The 25,635-nt window shown below is 66.1% G+C and carries 24 protein-coding genes; 12 read left to right on the plus strand and 12 right to left on the minus strand.

The genetic code is table 11. The annotated features are described in order from the left end of the window. Positions 1 to 15 precede the first annotated feature (15 nt). Both P1IM2_RS00775 and P1IM2_RS00780 read left to right on the plus strand, forming a co-directional pair. Positions 16 to 492 (plus strand): group III truncated hemoglobin, encoded by a 477-nt coding sequence (locus P1IM2_RS00775; protein ID WP_186401129.1) that lies wholly within the window; start codon positions 16 to 18, stop codon positions 490 to 492. 104 nt (positions 493 to 596) lie between these two features. Continuing rightward, positions 597 to 2,024: a WS/DGAT/MGAT family O-acyltransferase gene (locus tag P1IM2_RS00780; protein ID WP_186401130.1), complete on the plus strand. Its 1,428-nt coding sequence runs from the start codon at positions 597 to 599 to the stop codon at positions 2,022 to 2,024. 34 nt (positions 2,025 to 2,058) lie between these two features. Here the strand turns inward: P1IM2_RS00780 and rbfA are convergent, their stop codons facing one another. From rbfA to rimP, 5 genes are read right to left on the minus strand one after another with little or no spacing between them, the layout of a single operon-like run. Then, positions 2,059 to 2,469: a 30S ribosome-binding factor RbfA gene (rbfA, locus tag P1IM2_RS00785; RefSeq protein WP_186401131.1), complete on the minus strand. Its 411-nt coding sequence runs from the start codon at positions 2,467 to 2,469 to the stop codon at positions 2,059 to 2,061. Positions 2,470 to 2,522: 53 nt separating this feature from the next. Further along, the gene (gene infB / locus P1IM2_RS00790) at positions 2,523 to 5,063 is read right to left on the minus strand and encodes a translation initiation factor IF-2 (protein WP_062900991.1); all 2,541 of its coding nucleotides are present in this window, start codon (positions 5,061 to 5,063) and stop codon (positions 2,523 to 2,525) included. A gap of 17 nt (positions 5,064 to 5,080) precedes the next feature. Next, the gene (locus P1IM2_RS00795; protein WP_186401132.1) at positions 5,081 to 5,851 is read right to left on the minus strand and encodes a DUF448 domain-containing protein; all 771 of its coding nucleotides are present in this window, start codon (positions 5,849 to 5,851) and stop codon (positions 5,081 to 5,083) included. After that, the gene (gene nusA / locus P1IM2_RS00800) at positions 5,832 to 7,466 is read right to left on the minus strand and encodes a transcription termination factor NusA (protein WP_003042722.1); all 1,635 of its coding nucleotides are present in this window, start codon (positions 7,464 to 7,466) and stop codon (positions 5,832 to 5,834) included. The genes P1IM2_RS00795 and nusA overlap by 20 nt, the downstream gene beginning before the upstream one ends. After that, positions 7,466 to 8,011 (minus strand): ribosome maturation protein RimP, encoded by a 546-nt coding sequence (gene rimP, locus P1IM2_RS00805; RefSeq protein WP_062900993.1) that lies wholly within the window; start codon positions 8,009 to 8,011, stop codon positions 7,466 to 7,468. The genes nusA and rimP overlap by 1 nt, the downstream gene beginning before the upstream one ends. A 444-nt stretch (positions 8,012 to 8,455) precedes the next feature. Here rimP and P1IM2_RS00810 point away from each other — a divergent pair, with 444 nt between their 5' ends. The 4 genes from P1IM2_RS00810 to P1IM2_RS00825 all read left to right on the plus strand — a co-directional run bounded on the left by P1IM2_RS00810 (position 8,456) and on the right by P1IM2_RS00825 (position 11,457). Next, entirely contained in the window at positions 8,456 to 8,824 is a 369-nt protein-coding gene (locus tag P1IM2_RS00810) for a hypothetical protein (protein WP_062900994.1), read from the plus strand. Between the two features lie 104 nt (positions 8,825 to 8,928). Next, positions 8,929 to 9,723 (plus strand): ABC transporter ATP-binding protein, encoded by a 795-nt coding sequence (locus tag P1IM2_RS00815; protein WP_062900995.1) that lies wholly within the window; start codon positions 8,929 to 8,931, stop codon positions 9,721 to 9,723. 144 nt (positions 9,724 to 9,867) lie between these two features. Further along, positions 9,868 to 11,019, plus strand: a complete 1,152-nt coding sequence (locus tag P1IM2_RS00820; RefSeq protein WP_062900996.1) for a cell wall hydrolase — start codon at positions 9,868 to 9,870, stop codon at positions 11,017 to 11,019. Positions 11,020 to 11,067: 48 nt separating this feature from the next. Then, positions 11,068 to 11,457, plus strand: a complete 390-nt coding sequence (locus tag P1IM2_RS00825) for a VOC family protein (RefSeq protein WP_062900997.1) — start codon at positions 11,068 to 11,070, stop codon at positions 11,455 to 11,457. 36 nt (positions 11,458 to 11,493) lie between these two features. Here P1IM2_RS00825 and P1IM2_RS00830 read toward each other — a convergent pair whose 3' ends face one another. The 3 genes from P1IM2_RS00830 to P1IM2_RS00840 all read right to left on the minus strand — a co-directional run bounded on the left by P1IM2_RS00830 (position 11,494) and on the right by P1IM2_RS00840 (position 14,953). Next, positions 11,494 to 13,206 carry an ATP-binding protein gene (locus P1IM2_RS00830; protein WP_186401633.1) on the minus strand — a complete coding sequence of 571 codons (1,713 nt, stop codon included), beginning with the start codon at positions 13,204 to 13,206 and terminating at the stop codon, positions 11,494 to 11,496. Between the two features lie 71 nt (positions 13,207 to 13,277). Beyond that, the gene (locus P1IM2_RS00835) at positions 13,278 to 14,048 is read right to left on the minus strand and encodes a TIGR02186 family protein (RefSeq protein WP_003042747.1); all 771 of its coding nucleotides are present in this window, start codon (positions 14,046 to 14,048) and stop codon (positions 13,278 to 13,280) included. Further along, positions 14,045 to 14,953, minus strand: coding sequence for a sulfite exporter TauE/SafE family protein (locus P1IM2_RS00840; protein WP_003042748.1), 909 nt, complete (start codon positions 14,951 to 14,953; stop codon positions 14,045 to 14,047). Before P1IM2_RS00840 ends, P1IM2_RS00835 begins: the two co-directional genes overlap by 4 nt. Before the next feature lie 421 nt (positions 14,954 to 15,374). Here P1IM2_RS00840 and nhaA point away from each other — a divergent pair, with 421 nt between their 5' ends. The 4 genes from nhaA (at position 15,375) to P1IM2_RS00860 (ending at position 20,182) form a co-directional block, all read left to right on the plus strand. Next, positions 15,375 to 16,661: a Na+/H+ antiporter NhaA gene (gene nhaA, locus P1IM2_RS00845; protein WP_186401133.1), complete on the plus strand. Its 1,287-nt coding sequence runs from the start codon at positions 15,375 to 15,377 to the stop codon at positions 16,659 to 16,661. Beyond that, positions 16,661 to 18,148 (plus strand): hypothetical protein, encoded by a 1,488-nt coding sequence (locus P1IM2_RS00850; protein ID WP_186401134.1) that lies wholly within the window; start codon positions 16,661 to 16,663, stop codon positions 18,146 to 18,148. Before nhaA ends, P1IM2_RS00850 begins: the two co-directional genes overlap by 1 nt. A 139-nt stretch (positions 18,149 to 18,287) precedes the next feature. Beyond that, positions 18,288 to 19,058 (plus strand): tryptophan 2,3-dioxygenase family protein, encoded by a 771-nt coding sequence (locus P1IM2_RS00855; RefSeq protein ID WP_186401135.1) that lies wholly within the window; start codon positions 18,288 to 18,290, stop codon positions 19,056 to 19,058. Beyond that, positions 19,055 to 20,182 (plus strand): aminotransferase class V-fold PLP-dependent enzyme, encoded by a 1,128-nt coding sequence (locus P1IM2_RS00860; protein ID WP_186401136.1) that lies wholly within the window; start codon positions 19,055 to 19,057, stop codon positions 20,180 to 20,182. Before P1IM2_RS00855 ends, P1IM2_RS00860 begins: the two co-directional genes overlap by 4 nt. 9 nt (positions 20,183 to 20,191) lie before the next feature. Here P1IM2_RS00860 and P1IM2_RS18805 read toward each other — a convergent pair whose 3' ends face one another. The 4 genes from P1IM2_RS18805 to P1IM2_RS00875 are packed head-to-tail and all read right to left on the minus strand — an operon-like array spanning position 20,192 to position 24,391. Beyond that, positions 20,192 to 20,521: an amidase family protein gene (locus tag P1IM2_RS18805; protein ID WP_260833881.1), complete on the minus strand. Its 330-nt coding sequence runs from the start codon at positions 20,519 to 20,521 to the stop codon at positions 20,192 to 20,194. 24 nt (positions 20,522 to 20,545) lie between these two features. Continuing rightward, complete coding sequence (locus P1IM2_RS00865; RefSeq protein WP_260833882.1) at positions 20,546 to 21,616, minus strand: amidase; 1,071 nt, start codon at positions 21,614 to 21,616, stop codon at positions 20,546 to 20,548. A 19-nt stretch (positions 21,617 to 21,635) separates the two neighbouring features. After that, positions 21,636 to 22,643, minus strand: a complete 1,008-nt coding sequence (locus P1IM2_RS00870; RefSeq protein ID WP_062903012.1) for a zinc-dependent alcohol dehydrogenase family protein — start codon at positions 22,641 to 22,643, stop codon at positions 21,636 to 21,638. Beyond that, the gene (locus P1IM2_RS00875; protein WP_186401137.1) at positions 22,643 to 24,391 is read right to left on the minus strand and encodes an amidohydrolase family protein; all 1,749 of its coding nucleotides are present in this window, start codon (positions 24,389 to 24,391) and stop codon (positions 22,643 to 22,645) included. The genes P1IM2_RS00870 and P1IM2_RS00875 overlap by 1 nt, the downstream gene beginning before the upstream one ends. A 123-nt stretch (positions 24,392 to 24,514) precedes the next feature. Between P1IM2_RS00875 and P1IM2_RS00880 the strand changes: the two genes are divergently transcribed. Together P1IM2_RS00880 and P1IM2_RS00885 are read left to right on the plus strand one after the other, a co-directional pair. Continuing rightward, complete coding sequence (locus P1IM2_RS00880; RefSeq protein ID WP_186401138.1) at positions 24,515 to 25,279, plus strand: class I SAM-dependent methyltransferase; 765 nt, start codon at positions 24,515 to 24,517, stop codon at positions 25,277 to 25,279. A 17-nt stretch (positions 25,280 to 25,296) separates the two neighbouring features. Next, positions 25,297 to 25,608 (plus strand): alkylphosphonate utilization protein, encoded by a 312-nt coding sequence (locus tag P1IM2_RS00885; RefSeq protein WP_186401139.1) that lies wholly within the window; start codon positions 25,297 to 25,299, stop codon positions 25,606 to 25,608. Positions 25,609 to 25,635 lie beyond the last annotated feature (27 nt).

Raw genomic sequence — 25,635 nt, forward strand, 5'->3', positions numbered from 1 at the left:
TATCGAGTCGAGGCGATGAAGAAGACCGTCCCCGCCCACCCCCATGCCATCGCTGCGCGCGAGGACCGGCGCGCCGCCGCCATCGCGATGGGGGTCGATGAAGCCTTTATCGCAACGCTCGTCGATCGCTTCTACGCCGCGATCCGGCGCGACGCCCTGCTTGGCCCGATCTTCGACGACCGCATCCACGACTGGCCCGGGCATCTCGCGCAGATGAACCGCTTCTGGCAGTCGATCCTGCTCGGCGCCGGCAATTTCACCGGCAATCCGATGGCCCGGCATCTTGCGATCCCGACCATCGGCGAGAGCCATTTCCAGCATTGGCTCGGGCTCTTCTATGCCACGCTGCGCGATGTGGCGCCGAGCGAAGGGGCGGTCGCGCTGGTCGGCGCGCGGGCGCGGATGATCGCCGAAAGTCTGCTTACCGGCATCGCGGTCCACCGCGACCGCGACCCCGACATCACGCGCAGGATGGTGCTGCCCCACGTCTGACACCCGCCGCGCGCCGGCAGCCGCCGACACCGCAGCTTGACTCGCCCGCCCCCGCTGTCATGCTGCGCACAAAAGATGCAGCATTAACAGTGGGGAGAGCTGCAATGCGATTGATGCCGGTGACCGATGCGATGTTCCTGTGGGGGGAAAGTCGCGAAATGCCGATGCACATCGGCGGCATCAACCTCTACACGCTGCCCGACGATGTCGACGAAACCGACTGGCTGAACGAACAGCTCGCACTGTTGCGCCAGTCGGAAGGGCTGCGGCGGCCGTTCAGCGAGGTGCTGAAACTCACCCCGCTCGGCCAGTACGGCCCGATCCGGCTCGAACCCGACCGCGACATCGACATGCACTATCATGTGCGCTCGGCCGCGCTGCCCAAGCCTGGGCGCTACCGCGAGATGTTCGAACTCGCCTCGCGCCTCCATTCCAGCCTGCTCGACCGCACCCGCCCCTTATGGGAGATCACGCTGATCTCAGGGCTGCCCAATCGGCAGATCGCGACGTTCAAGAAGGTGCATCATGCGCTGATGGATGGCGCGGCGAGCATCCATTTCTACAATTCGATGTTCTCGCCCGACCCCAAGGAACGGCGGACCTGCTCGCCGCTGTCGGTCGAGGCCTATGAAGCCTATAAGCGCAAATTCCCGTCGCCCAAAAAGCCGCCGCGCCCCAGCCTGACCGACATCGCCGCGATCGGCGAGTTTCTGAAGGAGCAATGGGGCAACAGCCTCGGCGTGACCAAGGCGCTCAACCAATATGTCGCGGCGATGTTCGGGATCGGCGGCGAAGGGCTGGTCACCCCCTTTGCCGGCGTGCCGCGCACCAGCTTCAACCGCAACATCACCGGCGCCCGCCGCTTCGTTGCGCAAAGCTGGTCGCTCGAACGCGTCCGCGCGGTCGGCAAGGCTTATGACGGGACGATCAACGACGCGGTGCTGGGCATGTGCGCGGGCGCGATGCGCAAATATCTGCAATCGCTCAACGAGCTGCCCGACAAGCCTTTGAAAGCCATGGCGCCGGTCTCGATCCGCCCCAAGGACGATATCGATTCGGGTAATTCGGTGGCGTCGGTGACGGCCAATCTCGCCACCCATATCGACGATCCCGCCGAACGCATGGCGGCGATCCAGTCGTCGATGAACGCCGCCAAGGCGCAGCTGCGCGCGATGACCGCGCAGCAGATCCAGCTCTATACCGCGATCACCAATTTCCCGCAGATGCTCACCGCGCTGACGCGCACCGCCGACAGATTCCCCGCCTATTCGGCGACCATCTCCAACGTCCCCGGCCCGCGCGAGCAGATGTACTGGAACGGCGCGCGGCTCGACGGCATGTATCCCGCGAGCATCCCCGTCGACGGCATGGCGATGAACATCACGCAGGTGTCGAATTTCAGGAACATCGACTTCGGCATCACCGCCTGCCGCCGCAGCGTGCCGCACGCGCAGCGGATGATCGACTATCTGGAGGAAGCGCTGGTCGAGCTGGAGGCCGCAGCAGGGATCAAGACGCCGAAGGGAAATTAGCCCCTATCCGGTCCCACCAACCCGTCATCGGGGCTCAATCTTGAATTTCGCCCTCGCCGCCGCCCAAGTCGCGCGCCACCTTGGGGTCGCGCAGCAATTGGTCGATGTGGCTCGCCTCGTCGAAGCTTTCGTCAGCGAGAAATTTGAGCTTCGCCGCATATTTCATGCGGATGCGGTGCGCAACTTCGCGCTGGAGATAGGCGGTGTTGGTGCGCAGCGCCTTCAGCACCGCCTCCTCGTCGCGGCCGAGCAGCGGCTTCACGAATATCGTGGCATGGCGTAGGTCGGGCGACATGCGCACTTCGGTCACGCTCACCGGATGCGTCGCGAGGACATCGTCATGCACGTCGCCGCGCTGAAGTATCTCGCTCAGCACATGGCGCACCTGTTCGCCCACGCGCAGGACGCGGACCGAGGGGCCTTCGGGTTTTTCGTTATGCCGCATCGCTCAATATCCTGCCGCACCCCCGCGCATGCAGGGGTGCGGCGATGGTTCGATCACAACGTCCGCGCGCGTTCCTCGACCTCGAAGACTTCGAGGTGATCGCCCGGCTTGATGTCGTTGGTATCCGCCAGCACGACGCCGCATTCCAGGCCCGCGCGCACTTCGGCGACATCGTCCTTGAAACGGCGGAGCGACGCGATGGTCGTTGCCGAGACGATGACGTCCTCGCGCGTGAGACGCGCGTGGAGCCCCTTGCGGATGATGCCTTCGAGCACCAGCAGGCCAGCGGCCTTGTCGCGTTTGCCGGCCGGGAAGACTTCCTTGACCTCGGCGCGGCCGACGACGGTTTCGACGCGTTCCGGACCCAGCTCGCCTGCCATCTCCTTCGCGACTTCCTCGGTCAGGTGATAGATGACGTCATAATACATGAAGCGCACTTTTTCGCGGTTCGCGATCTCGCGCGCCTTGGCGTTGGGGCGGACGTTGAAGCCGATGATCGGCGCATTCGTCGCCGCCGCCAGCGTCACGTCGCTTTCGGTGATCGCGCCGGCGCCCGAATGGAGCACGCGGACGCGGATTTCGTCGGTCGACAGCTTGTTGAGCGCGTTGACGATCGCTTCGACGCTGCCCTGCACGTCGGCCTTGATGACCACTGGATATTCGATGACATTGGCCTTGTCGGCGAGCGCCGAGAACATGCCTTCGAGGCTGACCGGCGCCTGCGCCGTCCGCTTCTTGAGCGCCTGTTCCTGACGATAGGCGGCGACTTCGCGCGCGCGCGCCTCATTCTCGACGACGGTCAGCGTGTCGCCCGCCATCGGGACCCCGCCGAGGCCAAGAACCTCGACCGGCATCGACGGACCGGCTTCCTTGATCTGCTGGCCCTGATCGTTGACGAGCGCGCGGACGCGGCCGCTTTCGGCGCCGCAGACGAAGATGTCGCCGACCTTCAAGGTCCCGCGGCGGACGAGGATCGTCGCAACGGGGCCGCGGCCCTTGTCGAGCTTCGCCTCGACCACCGTCCCTTCGGCCGAACGGTCGGGGTTGGCCTTGAGCTCCATGATCTCGGCCTGAAGCGCTATCGCGTCGAGCAGCTTGTCGAGCCCGGTCTTCTTGAGCGCCGAAACTTCGACATTCTGGACGTCGCCGCCCATTTCCTCGACGACGATCTCGTGCTCGAGCAGGCGCTCGCGCACGCGCTGCGGGTTCGCGCCTTCCTTGTCGACCTTGTTGATCGCCACGATGATCGGCACCCCGGCTGCCTTCGCATGGTTGATCGATTCGATCGTCTGCGGCTTCAGCCCGTCGTCGGCCGCCACCACCAGTACGGCGATATCGGTGACATTGGCACCGCGCGCGCGCATTTCGGTGAAGGCTTCGTGGCCCGGCGTATCGAGGAAGGTGACTTGGCTCCCGTCGGGGGTCTTCACCTGATAGGCGCCGATATGCTGGGTGATGCCACCGGCTTCGCCCGACTGGACGCTGGTGCCGCGCAGCGCGTCGAGCAGGCTGGTCTTGCCGTGATCGACGTGGCCCATGATGGTGACCACCGGCGCGCGGGGCTTCATCTGTTCGGGCGCATCGACGTCCTGATCGTTGCGGATATCGACATCGGCTTCGCTGACGCGTTTGATCTCGTGCCCGAATTCGGTGACGAGCAGTTCGGCGGTGTCCTGGTCGATCGTCTGGTTGACGGTGACCATCATGCCCATCTTGAACAGCGCCTTGACGAGATCGGCGCCCTTTTCGGCCATGCGGTTCGCCAGTTCCTGCACGGTGATCGTGTCGGGAACGACGACTTCGCGAACCTGCTTTTCGCGCGGCCCGCTCGGCGTCAGATGCGAGCGCTTTTCCTTTTCGCGCGCGCGCTTCAGCGCGGCGAGGCTGCGCGCACGCGCGCCTTCATCCTCGTTGAGCGCACGCGTGACGGTCAACTTGCCCGACTGGCGCCGGTGATCGCCGCGATGTTCCTTTTTCTGTTCGGCGCGCTTCGGTTCGGGACGCTTCGGCGCCTCGACCGGCGTGAAGCGACGCGGCGCGGGCGCAGCACTGCTCGTCGTGGCGGCGCGCGGCGCGGCTTCGGCCGGCTTGGCTTCGGCAGCGGGCGCGGCCGGCGCTTCGGCGGCGGGCTCGGCCGCAGCCGGAGCGGGCGCTTCCTCGGAAGCCTTGGATTTTTCTTCCCGCGCTTCGGCGGCACGCGCGCGCTCTTCTTCCAGAGCACGGGCACGTTCAGCCTCTTCGCGGCGGCGCGCTTCTTCAAGCGCGGCGAGACGCGCCTCTTCGGCTTCGCGCAGCAACTGCGTCTGGCGCTCCTGACGCGACATCAGGCTGTCGGCCTTGGGCGCGGCAGGCTTGGGCGCCGGTGCGGGTGCAGCCGGCTTCGGCGCGGGTGCGGGCGCGGCCTCGACCGCTTCAGCCTCGGGCGCGGGCGCCGCTTCGCCGGGACGGCCAAGCACGCGGCGGCGCTTCACCTCGACCACCACCGTATTGCGGCGGCCGTGGCTGAATTGCTGCTGCACCTGTCCGGCCTCTACCGTACGCTTCAGCCCCAGGGGCTTGCGGGTCAGAGTCGGCTTGTCCTGTTCGTCACTCATCGAAACGTCTTATTCCTTCAATACGCGTCCGAAACCGGAGAGTCCGTGTCGGGCTCCCTGGACGCCATCCCATTCCCCGCCGTGCGGGAATCCTGATCGGAAACGCGGTTGGCCGCGTCCCTAAACCATCCGGTGAAAAACTGCCAGCGGCTCAAATGCGCCAGCACCCGGTCAGCGGCACGGGCGTCGGTCACGCCCAGATGCACCGCATTTTCACGCCCCAATGCCATAGATAGGGTGTATCGGTCCACCGGCAAGACCGTCCCCTCACGGCCGGACCCTTCGTGATCCTCGCCGCCCCGCCACGCCTGTGCCAGTTTCTTTCGCCCGTCTTCGCCGGCATCCTGCGCATGCAGGAGCAGGCGGACCTGTCCGCGGCGTGCCGCGTCCTCGATCCGCTCGCTGCCGAGGATCAGCATTCCGCCGCGCGCCTCAAGCCCCAGCCGGTCGAGCGTCGCACGCGCGAGTTGCGCCTCGATCCGCGCGCCCAGATCGTCGGGAATCGTGAAGGCGCCTTCGTGCAGCGCCCGCGCCAGCCCACCCTTGAGCTTGCCCTTTGCCTGCGCCGCTTCGAGCGCTTCGCGGTCGACGCCGATCCACGCGCCGCGCCCCGGCGCCTTGCCGAGCACGTCGGGCGCGATCATGCCGTCGGGCCCGAGCGCGAGGCGCACGAGCCGTCCGGCCGGCGCCACGTAGCCGGTTACCACACAGCGCCTTTCGGGCGCGTGCTGTCCGCGCTTACCCGCGCGGTCGGTTTGGCTTAGCTGATCATTGCGCGGGGTCCGCATCGGCGGCCTCCCCGGTCTGGGCTTCGGCTTCGGCAGCCGGTTCGTCGTCGAACCAGTGCGCGCGCGCCGCCATGATGATCTCGTTGCCCTGTTCTTCCGACAGGCCATATTCACCGAGCACGCCGCCCTTGTCCTCGGCGCGTTCCGAACGCTCGCGCGCCGGGCCGCGGCGATTCTCGCTGCGCTTCTTCGCGATCAGTTCGTCGGTTGCGAGATCGGCAAGATCGTCGAGCGTCTTGATCCCGGCCTTGCCGAGCGTGACGAGCATCGCTTCGGTCAGGTGCGGCAGTTCGGCCAGATCATCCTCGACGCCAAGTCCGCGGCGTTCCTGACGCGCGGCTTCTTCGCGGCGTTCGAGCGCTTCGGTCGCACGGCTCTGCAGCTCTTCGGCCAGTTCGTCGTCGAAGCCTTCGATGCTCGCCAGTTCGTCGAGCGGCACATAAGCGACTTCTTCGAGTTCGCCGAAGCCTTCGGCGACGAGCAGCTGCGCGAGCGTTTCGTCGACGTCGAGTTCTTCCTGGAACATCGTCGAGCGTTCGACGAATTCGCGCTGACGCTTTTCGCTCGCGTCGGCCTCGGTCATGATGTCGATCTGCTTGCCGGTCAGCTGGCTGGCGAGACGGACGTTCTGGCCTCGGCGCCCGATGGCGAGGCTGAGCTGATCGTCGGGAACGACGACTTCGATACGGCCGTCATCTTCGTCGATGACGACGCGCTGCACCGTCGCGGGCTGAAGCGCGTTGACGACGAAGGTCGCGGTGTCTTCCGACCAGGGAATGATGTCGATCTTTTCGCCCTGCATTTCCTGGACGACCGCCTGAACGCGGCTGCCCTTCATGCCGACGCATGCGCCGACGGGGTCGATCGAGCCGTCATAGCTGATGACGCCGATCTTGGCACGGCTGCCCGGATCGCGCGCCGCGGCCTTGATCTCGATGATGCCGTCGTAGATTTCGGGGACTTCCTGCGCGAACAGCTTCTTCATGAAGTCGGGGTGCGCGCGGCTGAGGAAAATCTGCGGTCCGCGATTTTCGCGGCGCACCGACAGGATCAGCGCGCGGACGCGGTCGCCGACGCGCATCAGTTCGCGCGGGATCTGCTGATCGCGGCGGATCACGCCTTCGGCGCGGCCCAGGTTGACGACGATGTGGCCGAATTCGACCGACTTGACGACGCCGGTGATGATCTCGCCCGCGCGGTCCTTATATTCCTCGAACTGGCGCTCGCGGTCGGCTTCGCGGACCTTCTGGAAAATCACCTGCTTCGCCGACTGGGCGTCGATGCGGCCGAGGTCAACCGCGGGCAGCGGATCGACGATGAAGTCGCCGACCTTCGCATCCTTCTGCAGCTTCTGGCCGGCGGCAAGGTCGACCTGCTTGAAATAATCGTCGACCTGTTCGACCACCTCGACGACGCGCCACAGGCGCAGGTCGCCGGTCTGCGCGTCGAGCTTGGCGCGGATGTCGTTCTCGGCGCCGTAGCGGGCGCGCGCCGCGCGCTGGATCGCTTCCTCGATGGCCTCGATGACGATGCCCTTGTCGATCATCTTCTCGCTGGCGACGCTGTTGGCGATCGCGAGCAGTTCGGCCTTGTTGGCGGAAATGGCAGTGGCCATCAGTCCTGTCCTTCTTCTTCCATGTCGTCGGCACCCTCGATCGAGAGCGGGACGGTTGCGGCAATCAGTTTGTCGGTGAGGACGAGCTTGGCCGTGTCGATCGCGTCGAACGGCAGCTTGTGCTCGACCCCTTCCTTGTCGAAAATCGTGACGATGCCGGCGTCGATGCCGGCGAGTTCGCCGTTGAAGCGCAGGCGCCCGTCGCGCTTTTCCTTCAGCGCGACTTTCGCCTCATGCCCCGCCCAGTCGGTAAAGTCGGCGGGACGCGTCAACGGGCGGTCGATCCCGGGCGACGACACTTCGAGGCGATAGGCGCCTTCGATCGGGTCCTCGCCCGCTTCCTCCAGCGCGTCGAGCCGGTCCGAAATACGGCGCGACAGATCGGCGCAATCGTCGATCGTCAGCTGGCGCGTATCGGGCCGTTCGGCCATCACCTGCAGCGTAGGGTCTTCCTCGCCGCCGAAAAAGGCGACGCGCACGAGCGCGAGGCCCATCGCCTCGGCTTCGGGCGCGATGATCGCATTGAGGACGTCGAAATCGACCAAGCTACATTCCCAAATATCGCGACAGGAAAAGCCATGCGTTTACGGCCGCCGCGGCCCGCGGCCCCGACGTCCTATCTGGCTAGCCATGTCTAGGAGTGAGCGTGCATATAGGCGCGTTGCGGGGAGTCGGCAAGCGGAGATTGGGGTGGGCGGCTTTCCGGTCGGTTGGGGTCGTCTGGCCGGATCGGCATGGATGGCAGTTAAGGACCGATGCTGTTGAAAAAGTCGGCCGCGGCGATGCGCCTGTAGAATTTCAGTCAGAAGGATTCACGAAGCCTCGACTGCGCGAACGAGCGATGCGCATAGGCCCCTTGTTTGATTCCGATATTGCCCGCCAAAACCCCCTTCGGGCCTTTTTCAACAGCATCGACCGATTGCGGACTTAGGGACTCCTTAGGGCTTGGTCGTCATACAGGTAGCCAATTAACCAGAGGCCTCGATGCGATGGAACTGTTACTCGACTGGATCGAACTGGTAGTAGCATTGGCGCTAGTGCTGGCAGTCGGGGTTGCCTGGCTTGCTAGACCACTATTTGACCATATTGCGGGCCAAAGAATGCAGCAAAGCAACTTCGTCGTGTTTGAGGCATACGAAGTCCATTGGCAGTACCTAAAAAGCGACATGGAAAGAGCGGGTTGGCGGTCCACCGATATTGAACCTGCGCACGGTGAAGCGAACCTGTATCGCTTTCAACAATGCAGTCCTTTCGCAGAGAAGCTCGGCGATCTCGTAAACAAGGGAATGCCCGAAACAGCGAACCGCAAAGAAGGTGCCGACCTGCTAATCAAGGTCGCCGAACACGGAATTGCATGAGATCGAACTGAAAATAGCGTTGGCGGGGACTCCCCGCCCTCAAAGCGGCCTCTCCCTCTCCTTTCCCCTTCCCTCGCTCGCACGGTCATGCTCAACGCGCCGGCATGGTTGACGATTCTCCCCTGCTTGCGCTGTCGAACGTCCGCGTCATGGCCGACGAGGCGTGCATTCTCGATCTGCCTGCGCTGACCATTCCGGCGGGCGAGAGCGCCGCGATCCTTGGCGCCAACGGGTCGGGCAAATCGACCTTGGTCAAGCTGATCGCGCGCCAGCTCTATCCCGCCTGGGGTGCCGACGTCCGCATCTTCGGGCAGGACAGCTGGAACGTCTTCGATCTGCGCAAGCTGCTCGGCATTGTGTCGTCGACGATGCAGCTCGACTTCGACGCCGAGCCGCCGCTGGAGGTGCTTGACTGCGTCGTCTCGGGCTTTTTCGCCTCGCGCGGGCTGTGGGCGCATCAAAGCTATACGCAGGCGATGGTCGATGTGTCAGTGGCGGCGCTCGGCGATGTCGGCGCGCAGCATCTGATCGGGCGCAGCATGGCGAGCCTGTCCACGGGCGAGGCCCGCCGCGTCCTCATCGCCCGCGCGCTTGCGCACCGCCCTCGCGCGCTGCTGCTCGACGAGCCGTGCGCCGGGCTCGACCCCGCGGCGCGGCATCATTTCCTCGACATGCTGCGCGGCGTCGCGCGCAGCGGGGTCGCGTTGCTGCTGATTACCCATCATATCGAGGAGATATTGCCCGAGATCGACCGCATCGTGATGCTGCGCGGCGGCCGCCTCGACCGCGACGGCGCGAAGGCCGATCTGCTGACCGGCGACAGCCTGACGCGCCTGTTCGGGCTGCCGATGACGGTGACAGAGCGGCACGGCTGGTATCAGGCCGATATCCACCCCTGACCGCCGCCGCTTTCCTCTCCTGTCCCGCTGCGGGACAGCGCACAGACGGAGCAATCTTTTATTCGCACCTCGCGGCATAAGCAGGGATCGCAGCCGCCCGGGCGAATCGGCCGATCGGGCGGGGCACCGGATTTTGACGCGCGCATGAAACCCGAACTCAACCTCGACGCCCCTGGCTATGCCGATGCCCGCGCCGCCTGGCGCGGTGCGCCGCGCGCGGCCGCTGCGGCGGCGGGTCCGGGGCGCAACTTCTGGATCGGCCTGCTCGCCGCGGTGCTTGTCGCCAGCGTAGCGCTCGCGCTGTCGAGCGGGCAGTTCCGCCCGCGCGGCTTCGGCCCCTACAGCGTGTCAGTGCCGCTGACCTTCAAACCCTATGACCCGACGCGCTGGGCGGTGATGAATTCGGACAGCTATGCCGACGCACTCAAGATCGACCCGACGCTGCCCGATCCCAGCAGCGTCGGCTATGCGGATGCGACCGCACTGCCGCCCGCCGATCCGGCGCAGCTTCGCGACGAAGCCTTCGTCGGCCCAGCGGCTAAGTCCTATGTCTTTCGCGGCGTCACCGCGCTCGACCGCGAACGCGCGCATTATTGCCTTACCTCCGCCCTCTATTACGAGGCGGCCTCCGAAAGCGATGACGGGATGCGCGGCGTGGCGCAGACGATACTCAATCGCGTGCGCCACCCGAGCTTTCCGGGCACGGTGTGCGGCGTCGTCTTTCAGGGTTCCGAACGCGCCGGCGTGTGCCAGTTCACCTTCTCGTGCGACGGCGCGATGGCGCGCGCGCCGAGCCGCGACAACTGGCTGCGTGCGAGCCGCATTGCATCGGCGGCTCTGAACGGCGCCGTGTTTCCCGGCGTCGGGCTCGCCACCCATTATCACACCACCGCAATCTGGCCGCGCTGGGGCAAGAGCCTGGTGATGACCAACATCGTCGGCGCCCATATCTTCCACCGCTGGCGCGGCCGCTGGGGCATGCCCGACGCGTTCCGCGCGCCCTATCTGGGCCGCGAGCCGGTGCCTGGCCCCTATCTTCCGGTCGCGCAGCAGCTTGCGATCCTGAAGAAGGGGCCGATCCCGGGCGCCCCCCTGTTGCCCGCCGCCGCGGTCGATCCCTTGCCCGCGGGCGGCCCCGCACCGCTGCCCGGCACGCTGAGCGCGCCCGCACAGACCGCGGCACCGTCCCCTTCGGCGCCCGCGGCGCCCACGCCGCCGGCCTACAGCGATCCGCGGCTCAACCAGTCGGGTCAGATCCGCGAGGAATATCAGAAGAGCGGCGAGTGGATTCGCTAGGCGTGGCGCGCTAGCTTCTTCTGCTCACAAGGCGAAGGAGGCGTTTCCATGGGGCATGTCAAAGGCATCGGCGGCCTGTTCTTCCGCGCGCGCGATCCTGCCGCGCTCAGCGACTGGTATCGCGACCGTCTCGGCGTCGGCGGCGGATGCAGCGCCGACGACAGCGCGCCGGCCAATCAATGGGTGTGGACGGTGACCGGCGGACCGCTGGTCTTTTCGCCTTTCAAGGCCGACACCGACTATTTCCCGGCCGACCGCCAGTTCATGATCAACCTGCGCGTCGACGATCTCGACGCGGTGCTCGCGCCGTTCCGCGCCGCCGGCGAGGAGGTGATCACCAAGAAGGAGTGGGACGATCCGTCAGTCGGCCGCTTCGCGCGCGTCCACGACCCCGAAGGCAATCCGATCGAATTGTGGGAGCCGGCGCAAGCGGGCTAGATCGCCGTCCCGGCGAAAGCCGGGACGACGGAAGCCTTACCTGCCCTGGCTGCGCCAGCGTTTGACGACGCGCTCCAATATTTCGGGCTCGCCGCCGGTTTCGCGCCAAAGCTGCGAGAAGAGCGGATCGCTCGACGCGGGGCGCTTGTCTTCCTCAAGCGTGTCGAGGTGGACGCGAATCGGGATCGACACGCCCTCACCGCAGATGATGCATTCGCGGTTGCGCAGCGCCGGGATCGAATCGATGAAGCCGCGCGCACCCTCTGGCATCGCCGCCTTGACGAAATGCTGGTCGCGTTCGTTGTTGAGGCGCATCGAGATGATCGTGCCGCACTGTGACAGCACGCCTTCGGCAAGGTCGGACGGGCGCTGGGTGATGAGGCCCAGCGACACGCCGTATTTACGGCCTTCCTTGGCGATGCGTTCGAGGATCTTGCGCACCGCCTGCCCCTGCCCGCTATCCTTCGACGGGATGTAGCGGTGGGCTTCTTCGCAGACGAGCAGGATCGGGCGCTGCGGCTCGCCGCGCGACCAGATCGCATAGTCGAAGGTCAGGCGCGACAGCACCGCGACGACGACACCCGTGATGTCCGACGGCACCCCCGACACGTCGATGATCGAGATCGGCCGGCCGTCCGACGGCAGGCGGAAGATCTTGCCGAGGAAGTTTGCCATCGTGTCGGCGACGAGCATGCCGGAGAACATGAAATTATAGCGCGGGTCGGCGCGCATTTCCTCGATCTTGCCCTTGATGCGCATGAAGGGCGCCGACGAAGTGGCCTTGTCGAGCTTGCCCATCTCGTTCTGCAGGATGTTGAGCAGATCCGACAGCAGATAGGGGATCGGCGAATCGACCGTGATCTTGGTCATGCCCTCGGCCAGACGGTTCTTGAGCCGCGCCTGGAGCAGACATTTGGCGAGCACGTCGCAATCGCCCTGGCGGTCGCGCCCTTCGCTGGTGACGAAAACCTCGCAATGTTCCTCGAAATTCATCAGCCAATAGGGCATAGCGAGATTGTCGACGTCGAACAGCGCCCCGGTGCCCTTGAACGCCGCCGAATATTCGCCGTGCGGGTCGATCATCACGATATGGCCTTGCGGCGCCAGCTCGCAGATCTTGTGCAGGATCAGCGCGGCGCTCGTCGACTTACCCGTACCCGTCGATCCAAGCAGCGCGAAATGCTTGCCGAGCATCGCGTCGACATACAGCGAACCACGAATGTCGCGCGTCGGATAGACGGTCCCGATCTCGACATGCGCCCGCTCGTCGGCGGCGTAGATCTGCTTGAGGTCGGCGCTGGTCGCGGCATAGACTTGGCTACCCGGAATCGGATAGCGCGTCACGCCGCGGCGGAAATTGTGGATGCGGCCGGTCAGCTTTTCTTCTTCGCCTTCGCCAAGGAAATCGATCGCCGCAACGATCAGCCCCTCGCCGCGCTCGTAGAGCTGCTGGTCGCGCACGCTGGCGAGCAGCCAGACATTGCCGACGCGGACCTTGACCTGCGCGCCCACCTGGCCCGCCATCGCGACCGAAGGGTCGTTGGATGTCGACAAGCCCTGCAACGCCGAAGCATCGAGCAGGATGCGCGAGGCCGAGCCGGCAATGTCGATCACTTCGCCGATCAGAAGGTCGTCGCGGTGGTGCGCCTGCACCGCCGCAATCGGCGCCGCGGTTCCGCCGCCCGCCAGCCTGACATGCTGCGCAGCCGTCGCGTCGCCGGTACCAAAACCGCCCCCATGCATATCCATATTCAGCCCCGCCATATGTTTGTCCCGCGTCGACTATCGCAGGCGAGGGTAAACAAAGCGCTTATGATAGATCAGCGGCGGCGGAAAAGCGCCGATGCGGCATAGCCGAGCAGCAGCGACAGCGCGACCGCGGCAAGGCCGTACAGGAATCCGTGCCGCTGCGCCGCGAGCGCGACGAAGCGTTCGAAGCCCGCCTTGCGGATCTGGACGTCGCGCGAGGCGACCGCCAGCACGCGTCCCTTGCTGATCAGATAGGTTTCGGCGCGGTAGGTGCCCACGGGAACGCGCGCCGGCACGGGGATTCGCGCCCGATACAACACGCCTTCGGTAATCTCGACCGCCGAAGGGTTTTCGTAGAAGAGCCCCATGCGGCGATAAAGATCGACCAGCCCCGCCTCGAACCGCTCGAGTTTCTTCGCCTCCGAAAAGCCTGTCGGCGACATCGACAGATTTTTAAGGCCAAGCTCGAAGATCGCCGCGGTGCGTTCGTCGACCAGCTTGTCGACCGGGCGCGACGACCCGATCGCGTAGAAACCGGGTGAGGTGCGCAGCCGGATGCTGCTGGCGTTGACCCACATGCCCGCGATGCGCTGCTTTTCGCGCAGCACCACCGGCCGCACCGGGCCCTTCAGAACGACGACGATATCGGCGCGGTCGTCGGGCAGGCGCTGACCGGGATAGAGAATGGCGCCGAACAGCAGCAATTCCTCGCCGGTGAAGCTGTACTGGATTTCGATCGAGCGGCTCGACACGTCGGGCACCAGGCGCGGATCGACCGCCTGCGCCGCGGCGGGCAGCAGCAACAGCAGCAGCGCTGCGATCGAGGCGCCGATCCGCGTCACTGGACGGTGTAGATTTCGTCGGGACGGATGAAGAGGCCGACCGCCATGCGCAGTGCGACGAGCAGCACGATGATCGCCAGCGCCATGCGCAGATATTCGGGGCGGACCTTTTGCGCGAAACGCGCACCGATCTGTGCGCCCGTCACGCTGCCGAGCAGCAGCAGGCCGGCAAGGACGATATCGACCGCGCCCGTCGTCATCGCATGGACCATCGTCGTCGCGATGGTGACAAACAGGATCTGGAACAGCGAGGTGCCGACGACCACCTGCGCTCCCATGCCGAGCAGGAAGATCATTGCCGGGACCATGATGAAACCGCCGCCGACGCCGAGCAACATCGTCAATATGCCGACGAGCGCCCCGAGGATTAGCGGCGCGAGTGGCGAAATATAGAGGCCCGAGCGATAGAAGCGCCAGCGCATCGGCAGGTTCGCGACCATCGGATGGTGGCGGCGCTTGCGCGCCGGCGCCGGAAGCCCGGCCTGCAGCGCGCGCAGCGCGCCCCATGCTTCGCGCGCCATCAACCCGCCGACCGATCCCAGCAGCACAACATAGAGGATGTTGATCGTCGTATCGATCTGCCCCCATGCGGTGAGCAGTTCGAACAATCCGGCGCCGATCAGCGATCCGAGCAGCCCCCCGGCGATCAGCACCGCGCCCATCCGCAAATCGACTCCGCCGCGCTCGAAATGGGCGAGTGCGCCCGAGACGCTGGCCCCCGTCACCTGCGTCGCGGCCGAAGCCGCAGCGACCGTGGGCGGGATCCCATAGAAGATCAGCAGCGGCGTCGTCAGAAAGCCGCCGCCGACGCCGAACATGCCCGACAGAAAGCCGACCCCGCCGCCCAACAGCACGATGACCAGCGCGTTGACCGACAGATTGGCGACAGGAAGGTAAAGATCCATGGGCCCCGTATGCACGTCAGCGGCGCAAAACCAGCACCGATTCCGGCGACCCTAGAGGCTTTTCAGCGCAGGTGGAACCACCTGACTAGCGGGAGAAGCGCGCAAGGGGCGAATCCCCTATGCGGCCTGTGCTGGCGGCAGACGCCGGTCCCCGGACGCCCTGTTCCAAGGCCTGAAATGGGCAACGCCGCCGCGCCCCGGGCGGCGGTGAAGGTAGCAAAATCGTGGCCGGCGCCCTGTACCAGACAGCCCAGCCATGCGGTCACCGCTTCCACCCGCCTGCCCCGCCCCTGTTCGTGACGTCTTGGCGTCCCATATGGTAATGGCTGATCGGCACAATCGGTTTGTAAAGCGTGACGCGGCCGTTCGAGCGCGCTACGACGTCCACCAAATGGCCCCCAGACAAAAGAGGTGTAATTTCGTGACCCGCAGTTCGTCGCCACGCTCGGCTCTCCGCGACTTTCTTGAAAGCGAGAGCGCCGGCGGGATGTTGCTGATTTTCGCGGCCGCTTTGGCAATGATTATCGCCAATTCAGCGCTGGGCGCCGATTATCACCACGCAATCCATGCGGTGACGGGGCCGACGCTGACCGACAAGCTGGGTCCGATGACCGTTCACCTGTGGGTGAACGATGGGCTGATGGCGATCTTCTTCCTGCTCGTCGGGCTCGAGATCAAGCGCGAGTTCGTTGACGGACGCCTTGCGAGCTGGGACCGGCGGCGGCTGCCGATGATCGCCGCTGCAGCGGGCATGGCGGTTCCTGCGGTCATCTACATACTGCTTGCGGGGGGCACGGCGGGCCTTGCGCAAGGCTGGGCGATTCCCGCTGCGACCGACATCGCCTTTGCGATCGGCGTGCTCGCGCTGCTCGGCAAGCGCGCGCCGACGTCGCTCAAGCTGTTTCTGGTGACCGTCGCGATCGTCGATGACATGGGTGCGGTCGCGATCATCGCGCTTTTCTATACGGCCGAAATCAACATGCTGGCGCTCGGCGCTGCGGCGCTGCTGCTCGGCGTGATGTTCGCGGTCAACCGCGCCGGAGTGAAGCATCTCGCTGTCTATCTGCTGCTCTTTGCGCTGCTCTGGTACGCAATGCTGCTCTCGGGCGTTCATGCGACGATCGCCGGCGTCCTCGCGGCGATGGCGATCCCCTTCGAACGCACGCCGGGTGCGCCCGACAGCGAAACCTCGCCGCTTCACCGCCTCGAACATGGTCTGCACCCGTGGGTCGCCTTTGCGATCGTGCCGCTGTTCGGCTTCGCCAATGCCGGTGTCGACGTGCGCGGACTGGGGGTCGACCAGATTTTCGCCCCGCTGCCGCTCGGCATCGCAGCCGGGCTGTTCTTCGGCAAGCAGGTCGGCATTTTCGGCAGCGTCTGGCTGGCCGTAAAGCTGGGGATCGCGGGCAAGCTGCGCGGTGCGACCTGGCTGCAGATCTATGGCGTGTCGGTGCTGTGCGGGATCGGCTTCACGATGAGCCTGTTCATCGGCGGCCTTGCTTTCCCGGGCAACGCGCTGCTGATCGAGGAGGCCAAGATCGGTATCCTGATGGGATCGCTCGTCGCCGCGCTGACCGGTTTTGCCGTGCTGCGCTTCGCCCCGCTCCATCCCGACCATTCGGGGATCGAGACGAGTTCGGACGCGGAAATCGCCCGCGACGGCGATGTCAGCGACACCTCCGAAGTGCGGCCCGCGACGGCTGGCTGATGCCCCGCCGCAGCGCGCTTCTGACCCTTGCGGTCCTTGCAGGCATGACCCTGTCGGGATGCTATGCGCTCGACCCCGAGATGCGACGGGTGGTGGCGCAGCGCAAGGCGGCCGAACGCGCTGCAAAGGACGCGCCAACCGAACAGGCGCCCGCGGAGCCGGCAATGGCCGTCACCATCCTGCCGCAGACGGTGCTGCCGCCGCCGATGCCGGCGCCCGCCGGAGCAGACGCCGCGCTCGATCCCGCCGTGGCCGCGGTCGCTCGCCACACGCTCGACAGCGTCGCGCATGATTATGTCGGGCTGGTTCTCGAACTGGGTACGCATAACAAGAGCGATATCGACGCCTATTACGGACCGAAGGCGCTGATGGCGGCGGCCGTGACCGATCCGCGCAGCCTTGCGATGTTGGGCGAAGCCGCGCGCCAGCTCTCGGCATCGCTCGACGACGTTACGCCGCACCTGACCGCCGCCGCCGATCAACGGCGCTTGCGCGCGCTGAAGGCGATGCTGCTCGCTGCCGAGACGCGCAGCGAAATGTTGCAGGGCAAGCGGCTGGCCTTTGCCGACGAGGCCGAGCGGCTTTTCGGCGTGCGCCCGAAGCTCGAACCGCTGTCCGCTTATGACGCCGCGCTGGCCGCGATCGCGCAGCTCGTCCCCGGCGACGGCGAATTGGCCGATCGCGTCGATGCCTATTTCAACCGCTTCACCATTCCCGCCGCCCGGCTGAAGCCGACCTTCGACGCAGCGATCGCCCAGTGCCGCGCGCGCACCGCCGCGCAGGTGGCGATGCCCGAGGGCGAGAATTTCGACCTGCAGTTCGTCACTGGAAAGAGCTGGAGCGGCTATAATTTCTACATGGGCGGCTATCGCAGCATCATCCAGGTCAACACCGGCCTGCCGATCCGCCTGTCGCGCGCGCTCGATCTCGGCTGCCACGAAGGCTATCCGGGCCACCATCTGTTCAATCTGCAAATCGAAGCGAAGCTGGTCCGCGACCGCAACTGGATCGAATATAGCGTCTATCCGCTCTACAGCCCGCAAAGCTTCCTTGCCGAAGGGAGTGCCAATTACGGCATCGATCTTGCCTTTCCGGGGGACGAACGCATCGCCGTCGAGCGCGGCACGATCATGCCGCTGGCGGGCATGGAACCGCCCGCCGACGAACGCTATTGGCAGCTTCTCGATGCGATGAAAGCGCTGTCGGGCGCCCGGCTGACGATTGCCCAGCAATATCTTGACGGTGCGATCGACCGGCCGACGGCGGTGGCGCTGACCCAGAAATATGGGCTCGTGTCGCGACCGCGCGCCGAGCAGATGACCGATTTCACCGAAAAATATCGCAGTTACGTCATCAACTACGGGCTCGGCGAAGCGATGGTGCGCGACTATGTCGAACGCGGCGGGCCGTCCCGCGACATGATGTGGCGCCGCTTCCTCGGCCTTCTCGGCGAACCCACCCTACCCGCGGATCTTGCCGCGCAATGAGCCTCGCGGTCGCCCTCCTCTGGCTCGGCCAGGCGGGATCGCCGCGGCGTCCGCCCGCGGGAGTGGCTCCGCGCGATTGATCCGTCGGTGCGCCAAACCCGGCGCGCCCTTTCGGTTCCATCAATCGCAAGGATTTCCCATGCACCTCGACAAACAGGATATTCACCAGCGCATCGAAGCGCCGGTCATGAAAGATTATGGCGTCTATCTGGCGGTCGACCGTCTGCTCGATTGCCAGAAGCCGCTCGCCGAGCTTTGCACCCCCGACGAATTGCAGTTCCAGATCGTCCATCAGGTCGAGGAATTGTGGATGAAGCTGATGGCCTTCACCCTCGCCGAAATCGACGGTCATATGGCGGCGGGCGAGACGATGCGCGTCCTGTCGCTCTTCGACCGCGTCAACCGGATCATGCGGCTGATGACCGATCAGCTGGCGCTCTTGGAGACGATGAGTCCGTTCGACTATCAGGCGATCCGGCTTAAGCTCGGCAACGGGTCGGGGCAGGAAAGCCCCGGCTTCCAGCTGCTGCTCACCCTGCCGCAGCCGCTGTGGGCGCGCTACAAATCGGCCTATCTCGATCCTGCCGGGCGCAGCGTCGCCGACGTCTATGACACCGGCTACCGGCACGACGAGGCCTATATGGTTGCCGAGGCGCTAATCGAATTCGACGAGCTGTTCCAGATCTTTCGCGCCCATCACATCTATCTCATCCACCGGTCGATCGGCATGGGATCGAAGTCGCTCAAAGGGCGTCCGGTCGAACTGCTCAATGCCGGCGCACGGCATCGCTTCTTCCCCGAACTGTGGGACATTCGCGCCGCGATGACCGACCGCTGGGGCGCCGAATATGGCGTCAAGCGCGACAGCATCAGCGGCAATGCGCCGGCCGGGCACGGCAGCGGCCTGTGAGCGGCGCACTGCTGCCGGCCGCGGTGGCCGGGCGCTTTTTCCTGCCGCCCGGCGCGGTCTATCTCAAAAGCCACAGCGTCGGTTGCCAGCCGCGCAGCGCCGAGGCGCTGCTGCGCGACCGGATGCTGACGCCGTGGCGCGAGACGGGCGAAGCCTGGCCGCACTGGCTGGAGGCGATCGACGGCTGGCGCGCCGCGCTGGTGAAGCTGATCGGCGTCGAAGCGCGCGATCTGTGCCCCGCCACCAATGTCAGCGCAGCGCTGTCTCGCTACCTTTCGGCGCTGGGCACCGCGACGACGCGGCGCACCATCCTGCTCGCGCCGAGCGCCTTTCCGACGATCGGCTATGTCGCAAGCGGGCTCGCCGCCGCGGGGTGGACGACGCGCTATCTGCCTGCCGCCGCCGATGTGCGCGATCCGGCGCAGTGGGCGTCGGCGCTGGACGACGATGTCGCGCTGGTCGTTGCCATGCACGTCAGCTCGAACAGCGGCGCGCTGACCGACATCGCCGCCGTCGCCGCGGCCGCGCACGCCGTGGGCGCACGCTGCATCGCCGATTGCGCGCAATCGGTCGGCGTTGTTCCCGTCGCGCCCGCCCTATGGGGCGTCGATGCGGTGATCGGCACGAGCGTCAAATGGCTGTGCGGCGGACCGGGCGCCGCGTGGCTGTGGGTCGCGCCGCACGACCGCACCGCGCTCGATCCGATGGAGCGCGGCTGGTGGAGCCACGACAATCCGTTCGAGATGGATATCGAAAGCTTCCGCTATGCCCCCGACGCGCGCCGCTGGTGGGGAGGCACCCCCGATGTCGCCCCCTTCGTCCTGTCGACCGCGGGCATCGAAGCCATCGCCGCGATCGGCGTCGAGCGGGTCCGCGCGCATAATCGCGCGCTCCAGACGATCCTCCGCGCCGCGCTTGAACCCTCGACCCCGCAGTGGTGCTGGCCCAAAGGCGACATCGGCGGGACGCTGTGCATCGACACCGGCACCGACCAGCCGCGCGTCGCCGCGGCGCTCACCGCGAATGCAATCAGCGCCGACTTCCGCGGCACCACCGTCCGGCTGTCGTTTCACGCTTATAATGGTGCCGACGACGCCGAAGCGGCCGTTCGCGCGCTCGTCTGAGGATCGCCCCTAGAGCGCCGGTCGCCGGCCGAACCAGGGCTGTGCTTCTTCGAGCTGCGCCGCGAGCTGGAGCAGCAGCGCCTCTTCGCCGAAACGACCGACGAACTGCGTTCCCATCGGCAGTCCCTCGGGCGTCCACCACAGGGGGACGTTGATCGCGGGCTGCCCCGTCGCATTCTGGATCGCGGTGAAGGGAACATAGTCGGTCATCGCGCCAAAACCGGCGGCTACGTCTTCGCTGTCGAGCGGAAAACTGCCGTTGCGCGGCGGCGGGGCCCCGAGCGTCGGGGTCAGCCAGACGTCATGGTCGGCGTGCCACGCCGCGACCGCGCGCGCCATCTGCTGCAGCTGGAAGATCGCGCCTCACAGCTGCGGCGCGCTGATCGCCTTGCCCATCGCGTAAAGGCCGCGCGTCAGCCCCTCCAGATTGTCGGGACCGGGGGTCTGCCCGGTCATCATCGCGATGCCGTCGATCTGCATCGCCGCGCCGCTCGACCAGATCGCCATGAAGGCCGGGACCATCGCATCATTGTCGACCGGGGGCGATGCTTCCTCGACATGATGACCCAGGCTCTCGCACAATTTTGCCGCATGTTCGGCCGCGGCGACCGCCTGAGGATCGAGCGCCCGACCACCCGGAGCAGCGCGCGCAAACGCAATGCGCAGTTTGGGGCATGGCGCCTCGGCGGCCCGGCGCCAGCTCGGCGGAGCGGGCGGCGCCGCATAGGGATCGCCGGGCTCGGCGCCCGCGGTAACATCGAGCATCGCCGCGGTGTCGCGCACGCTGCGGCTGACGATATGTTCGGCGGCGAGGCCGCCCATGACGTCGCCGAGCAGCGACCCCAAGGGGTTGCGCCCGCGCGTCGGCTTCAGCCCGACCAGGCCGTTGCAGCTTGCAGGGATGCGGATCGATCCGCCGCCGTCGTTGGCGTGCGCGACGGGCACCATGCCGCTCGCCACCGCCGCGCCCGATCCGCCCGACGAGCCGCCGGTTGAATGCGCCGGGTTCCAGGGGTTGCAGGCGGGCCCGTACAGCTTGCTCTCGGTCGTCGCGACGACGCCGAATTCGGGCACATTGGTCTTGCCGATCGGGATCAGTCCGCCCGCCAGGAAGCGCTGCACCAACGTCGCGGTAAAGGGCATCGGAACGGGCGGGGAGATGCGCGATCCGTTACGCGTCGGCCACCCGGCGAGATCGCCCAATATGTCCTTGAGCAGGAAGGGAACACCCCGGAACGGCCCGTCGGGAAGCGGCGCCTTCGCGCGCGTCCGGGCGCCGTCATAATCGGTGAAGATCACCGCGTTCAGGCGGGGGTTGAGCGCCTCGATCCGTTCGATCGCGCTATCGACCAGCTCGAGCGGCGATACCGCGCCCTTTGCGACGAGGTCGGCAAGGCCGAGCGCGTCATAGCTTTCATATTCGGCAAATCCCACAGGCCGGTCCTTTTTCGTATCAGATGTCGACGACGATCTTGCCGAAATGCTTGTTCGCCGCCTGATGGCGGAACGCATCGGCAAGGCCTTCGAGGGGGAAATGATCGCTGATCACCGGCCGGATCGCATTCGCCTCGATCCCGGCGATCATGTCGAGCTGCTGCTGGCGGCTCCCCACGGTCAATCCCTGAACGCGCAGATTTTTCGCCATCAGCAGCGCGGTCTGCACCGGCCCGGCAAAGCCAGCGAGCACGCCGATCAGCGCGACATGGCCGCCGACGCGCGTCGCGATCATCGACTGGTCGAGCGTACCGGCACCCCCGATCTCGACGACGCAATCGACCCCGCGCCCGCCGGTCAGTTCCATCGCTTTTGCGCCCCAGGCGGGAACCGCCTTGTAATTGATCAGCTCGTCGGCACCGAGATCCTTGAGCCTTGCGAGCTTGTCGTCGGACGAGCTGGTCGCGATCACCCGCGCGCCTGCGGCCTTGGCGAACTGCAGCGCAAAGATCGACACCCCGCCCGATCCCTGCACCAGCACGGTCGAACCCGGCCGGATCGCGTCATCAACGAACAGTGCGCGCCAGGCGGTCAGCCCGGCGCAGGTCAGCGTAGCGGCCTCCGCTGCCGAATAGCCCGCCGGGACGCGCGTGAACCAATGATCGGGCGTCACGACGACCTCGCGCGCATAGCCGTCGATGCCGTCGCCCGGCACCCGCGTGAAAGCACTGGTCGGCGGCGCGCCGTCGATCCAGTCGGGAAAGAAGATCGAGACGACCGGATCGCCCACCGCGAACTGCGTCACCCCCTCGCCCACCGCTTCCACCACGCCGGCACCGTCGGACATCGGGATACGCCCGTCGGCAGCGGGGATCATGCCCGCCACCACCGCATAGTCGTGGAAGTTGAGCGACGACGCCGCCAGCCGCACCCGGATCTCCCCCGGCCCCGGTTGCCCGGGATCGGCGAGATCGGTGAGCGTCAGATTGTCGAGCGAAGCGGGAGCGCGAAGCCGGACGGCCCGCATCATTCCGCCGCCATCGCGAGCTCGACGCGCTGCGGACCGCGGATCACGCCGCCCGGATAAACGCCCTGCGCTTCGCCTCCCCTGAAGGTGATGACGCCCGACTTGACCGTCGCGACATAGCCGTCGGCCTTTTGCAGCAGACGCTTGCCGCCCGCGGGCAGATCGAAAGCGAGCCAAGGCTTGCCGAGCTTGATCGCTTCCATATCGATGACATTGAGATCGGCGAGATAGCCCGGCGCCACCAGTCCGCGGTCTTCGAGCCCATAGAGCAGCGCCGTGTCGCGGCACTGGCGCTTGATCGCGCGTTCCAGCGGCACGCGCCCGCCGCGCTTGCGATCGCGCACCCAATGCTGAAGCATGAAGGTGGGCGATGCGGCGTCGCAGATCGTACCGCAATGCGCGCCGCCGTCCGACAGGCTGTTCACCGTATCATCGCTGTCCTGCAGCGCCTCGAGGAAGTCGAGATTGCCGTCGGCATAGTTGAGGATCGGCAGATAGGCGAAACCGGTCGCACCGTCGCGGCACAGCAGATCATAGGCATATTCGTCCGGATCGACACCCGCCGCCGCGGCGCGCGCCGCGATGCTGGCATCGGCGCCGGGTTCATAGTCGAAATCATCGTCCATCTCGAACTGCATCGTCCAGCCGCCGGCAACGACCATCAACAGCCCCATGATGTCCTGCGGCGCTTCGCTGAAGTCATTGTCTTCGGAAAGGAGCTGCGCCTTGAACGCGGGGTCGAGCAGCTTCGCCTTTTGCTCCTCCCACGACAGGCCTTCGATGGCGCGCCATGACGGGCGGAAGCGGAAGGGATGGACGGTGCCGCGCCACGCCATGATGATGCCGTTGCCGCGCAGCGCGATCTGCGCGACGATATTGGCGCCCTTCGCATTTTCGGCGCGCATCGTTTCGATCTGTTCGTCGAGCGGCAATTCCTTGGCGATCGACTGGAGCGCCGCAAAGGTCACAGGCAGGCCGGTTTCGCGGCTCAGCTTGCCCATCCAGTCGAACTCGTTCCATTCGCGGTTGAGGTCGCTCGCCATTTCGAACACGCCGTAACCGACGCGGCCCATCGCACGGCCGATCTCGATCAGTTCCTCGGCGGTCGCGGTCGTGCCGGGGACGACTTCACCGTCGACCGATTTGTGGATGACGGTGCGGCTCGTCGAAAAGCCGAGCGCACCGGCGCGCACCCCCTCTTCGACGATGCGCGACATTTCGGCGATGTCCTCGGCCGTCGGCACCGCGCCCGGCTGTTCGCGGTCGCCCAGCACATAGGCGCGCACCGCGCCGTGCGGGACATGACAGGCGACATCGATGGTGCGCGGCAGCTTTTCGAGCGCATCCATATATTCGGGGAAGGTTTCCCACTCCCAGCTCATCCCTTCTGCGAGCGCGGTACCGGGAATATCCTCGACACCTTCCATCAGGCCGATCAGCCAGTCGTGGCGGTCGGGCCGGGCGGGCGCAAAGCCGACGCCGCAATTGCCCATGACGACGGTGGTGACGCCGTGCCAGCTCGACGGCGCCATTTCCTGGTCCCACGTCGCCTGACCGTCATAATGAGTGTGAACATCGACGAAGCCGGGTGTGACGATCTTGCCGCGCGCGTCAATTTCCTCGCGCCCTGCGCCGAGGTCGGTGCCGACCGCAACGATGCGGTCGCCATCGACCGCCACATCGGCCACCATCGACGGACCGCCCGTGCCATCGACGACGGTGCCGCCGCGAATCACCAGATCGTACATCTCGCTCTCCCGTTATTTGGTTTCAGTGCGAAACCTATCATCAATTCAGGACAGTGCAAATAAGCGCGCACGGTGTGCGGCGAACGGCTATAGCCGTGCGACAAACCAACGGGAGTCGATGCCATGATCCGTCCCTTTACCCTTGTCGCCACCGCCGCGGCGCTTGCTCTTGCCGCAGCTGCCGTTCCCGCCATCGCCGCCGACGCGCCCGCCGCCGATTATGCTGCAGCGCTTGCCGATCCGGCACGCCCGGCCGCCGACCGCGACCGCGACGCCGCCCGCAAGCCCGCCGAATTGCTCGCCTTCGCCGGCATCGAACCGGGCCAGAGCGTCGGGGATTATGTGATGGGCGGCGGCTATCTGACGCGCATCCTGTCCGGAGCCGTCGGCGCCGCGGGGCATGTCTATGCTTTTCAGCCCGCCGAGTTCATCGCCTTTCGCAAGCAATATGGCGACGACCAGAGTGCGGTCGCGGCGGCCTATGCCAATGTCGATGCGGTCGGGGGCGCCTTCGCCGCTCCGGCTTTTCCGGTGCCGCTCGACGCGATCGTGACGGTGCAGAATTTTCACGATCTCTATTTGAAGCCCTTCCCCGAAGGGACGGGCGACAAGGCCAGCGCCGCACTCTTCGCCGCGCTCAAGCCCGGCGGCACGCTGGTGGTGGTCGATCACAGCGCGGCGGACGGCAGCGGCACGACGCTGTCGGACAGCCTGCACCGCATCGACAAGGCCGCGGTCGTCGCGGCGCTGACCAAGGCGGGCTTTATGCTTGAGGCCGAGAGCGACCTTTACAAGCGCCCCGAAGACCCGCGCACCGCCAATGTCTTCGACCCTGCCATTCGCGGCAAGACCGATCAGTTCACGCTGCGCTTTCGCAAGCCGGAATAGATGGATAGAGCGCCCCGATGAGCAGCAACGACGACGACTATGTATATGACGAGGCGAGCGGCGAATGGCTGCCCGCCAGCGAAGCGCGCGAGGGGGCGGCGGCGGCCAATGCGCTTCCGCAAGCGAAGGACGCGGTCGGCAATGTGCTGAGCGACGGCGACTCGGTCGTCCTCATCAAGGATCTGCCGGTGAAGGGCGCGGGCCAGACGCTGAAGGTCGGCACCGTCATCAAGTCGATCCGGCTGACCGCCGATCCCGACGAGATCGACTGCCGCTACGAAGGGATCAGGGGCCTGGTGCTGCGAACGGAGTTCGTGCGGAAGCGGTGAAGCCCGCTCAGCCTCCCGATTGGCGAC

This window comes from Sphingopyxis sp. P1IMeth2, assembly GCF_900185685.1.
GTDB lineage: Bacteria > Pseudomonadota > Alphaproteobacteria > Sphingomonadales > Sphingomonadaceae > Sphingopyxis > Sphingopyxis terrae_A.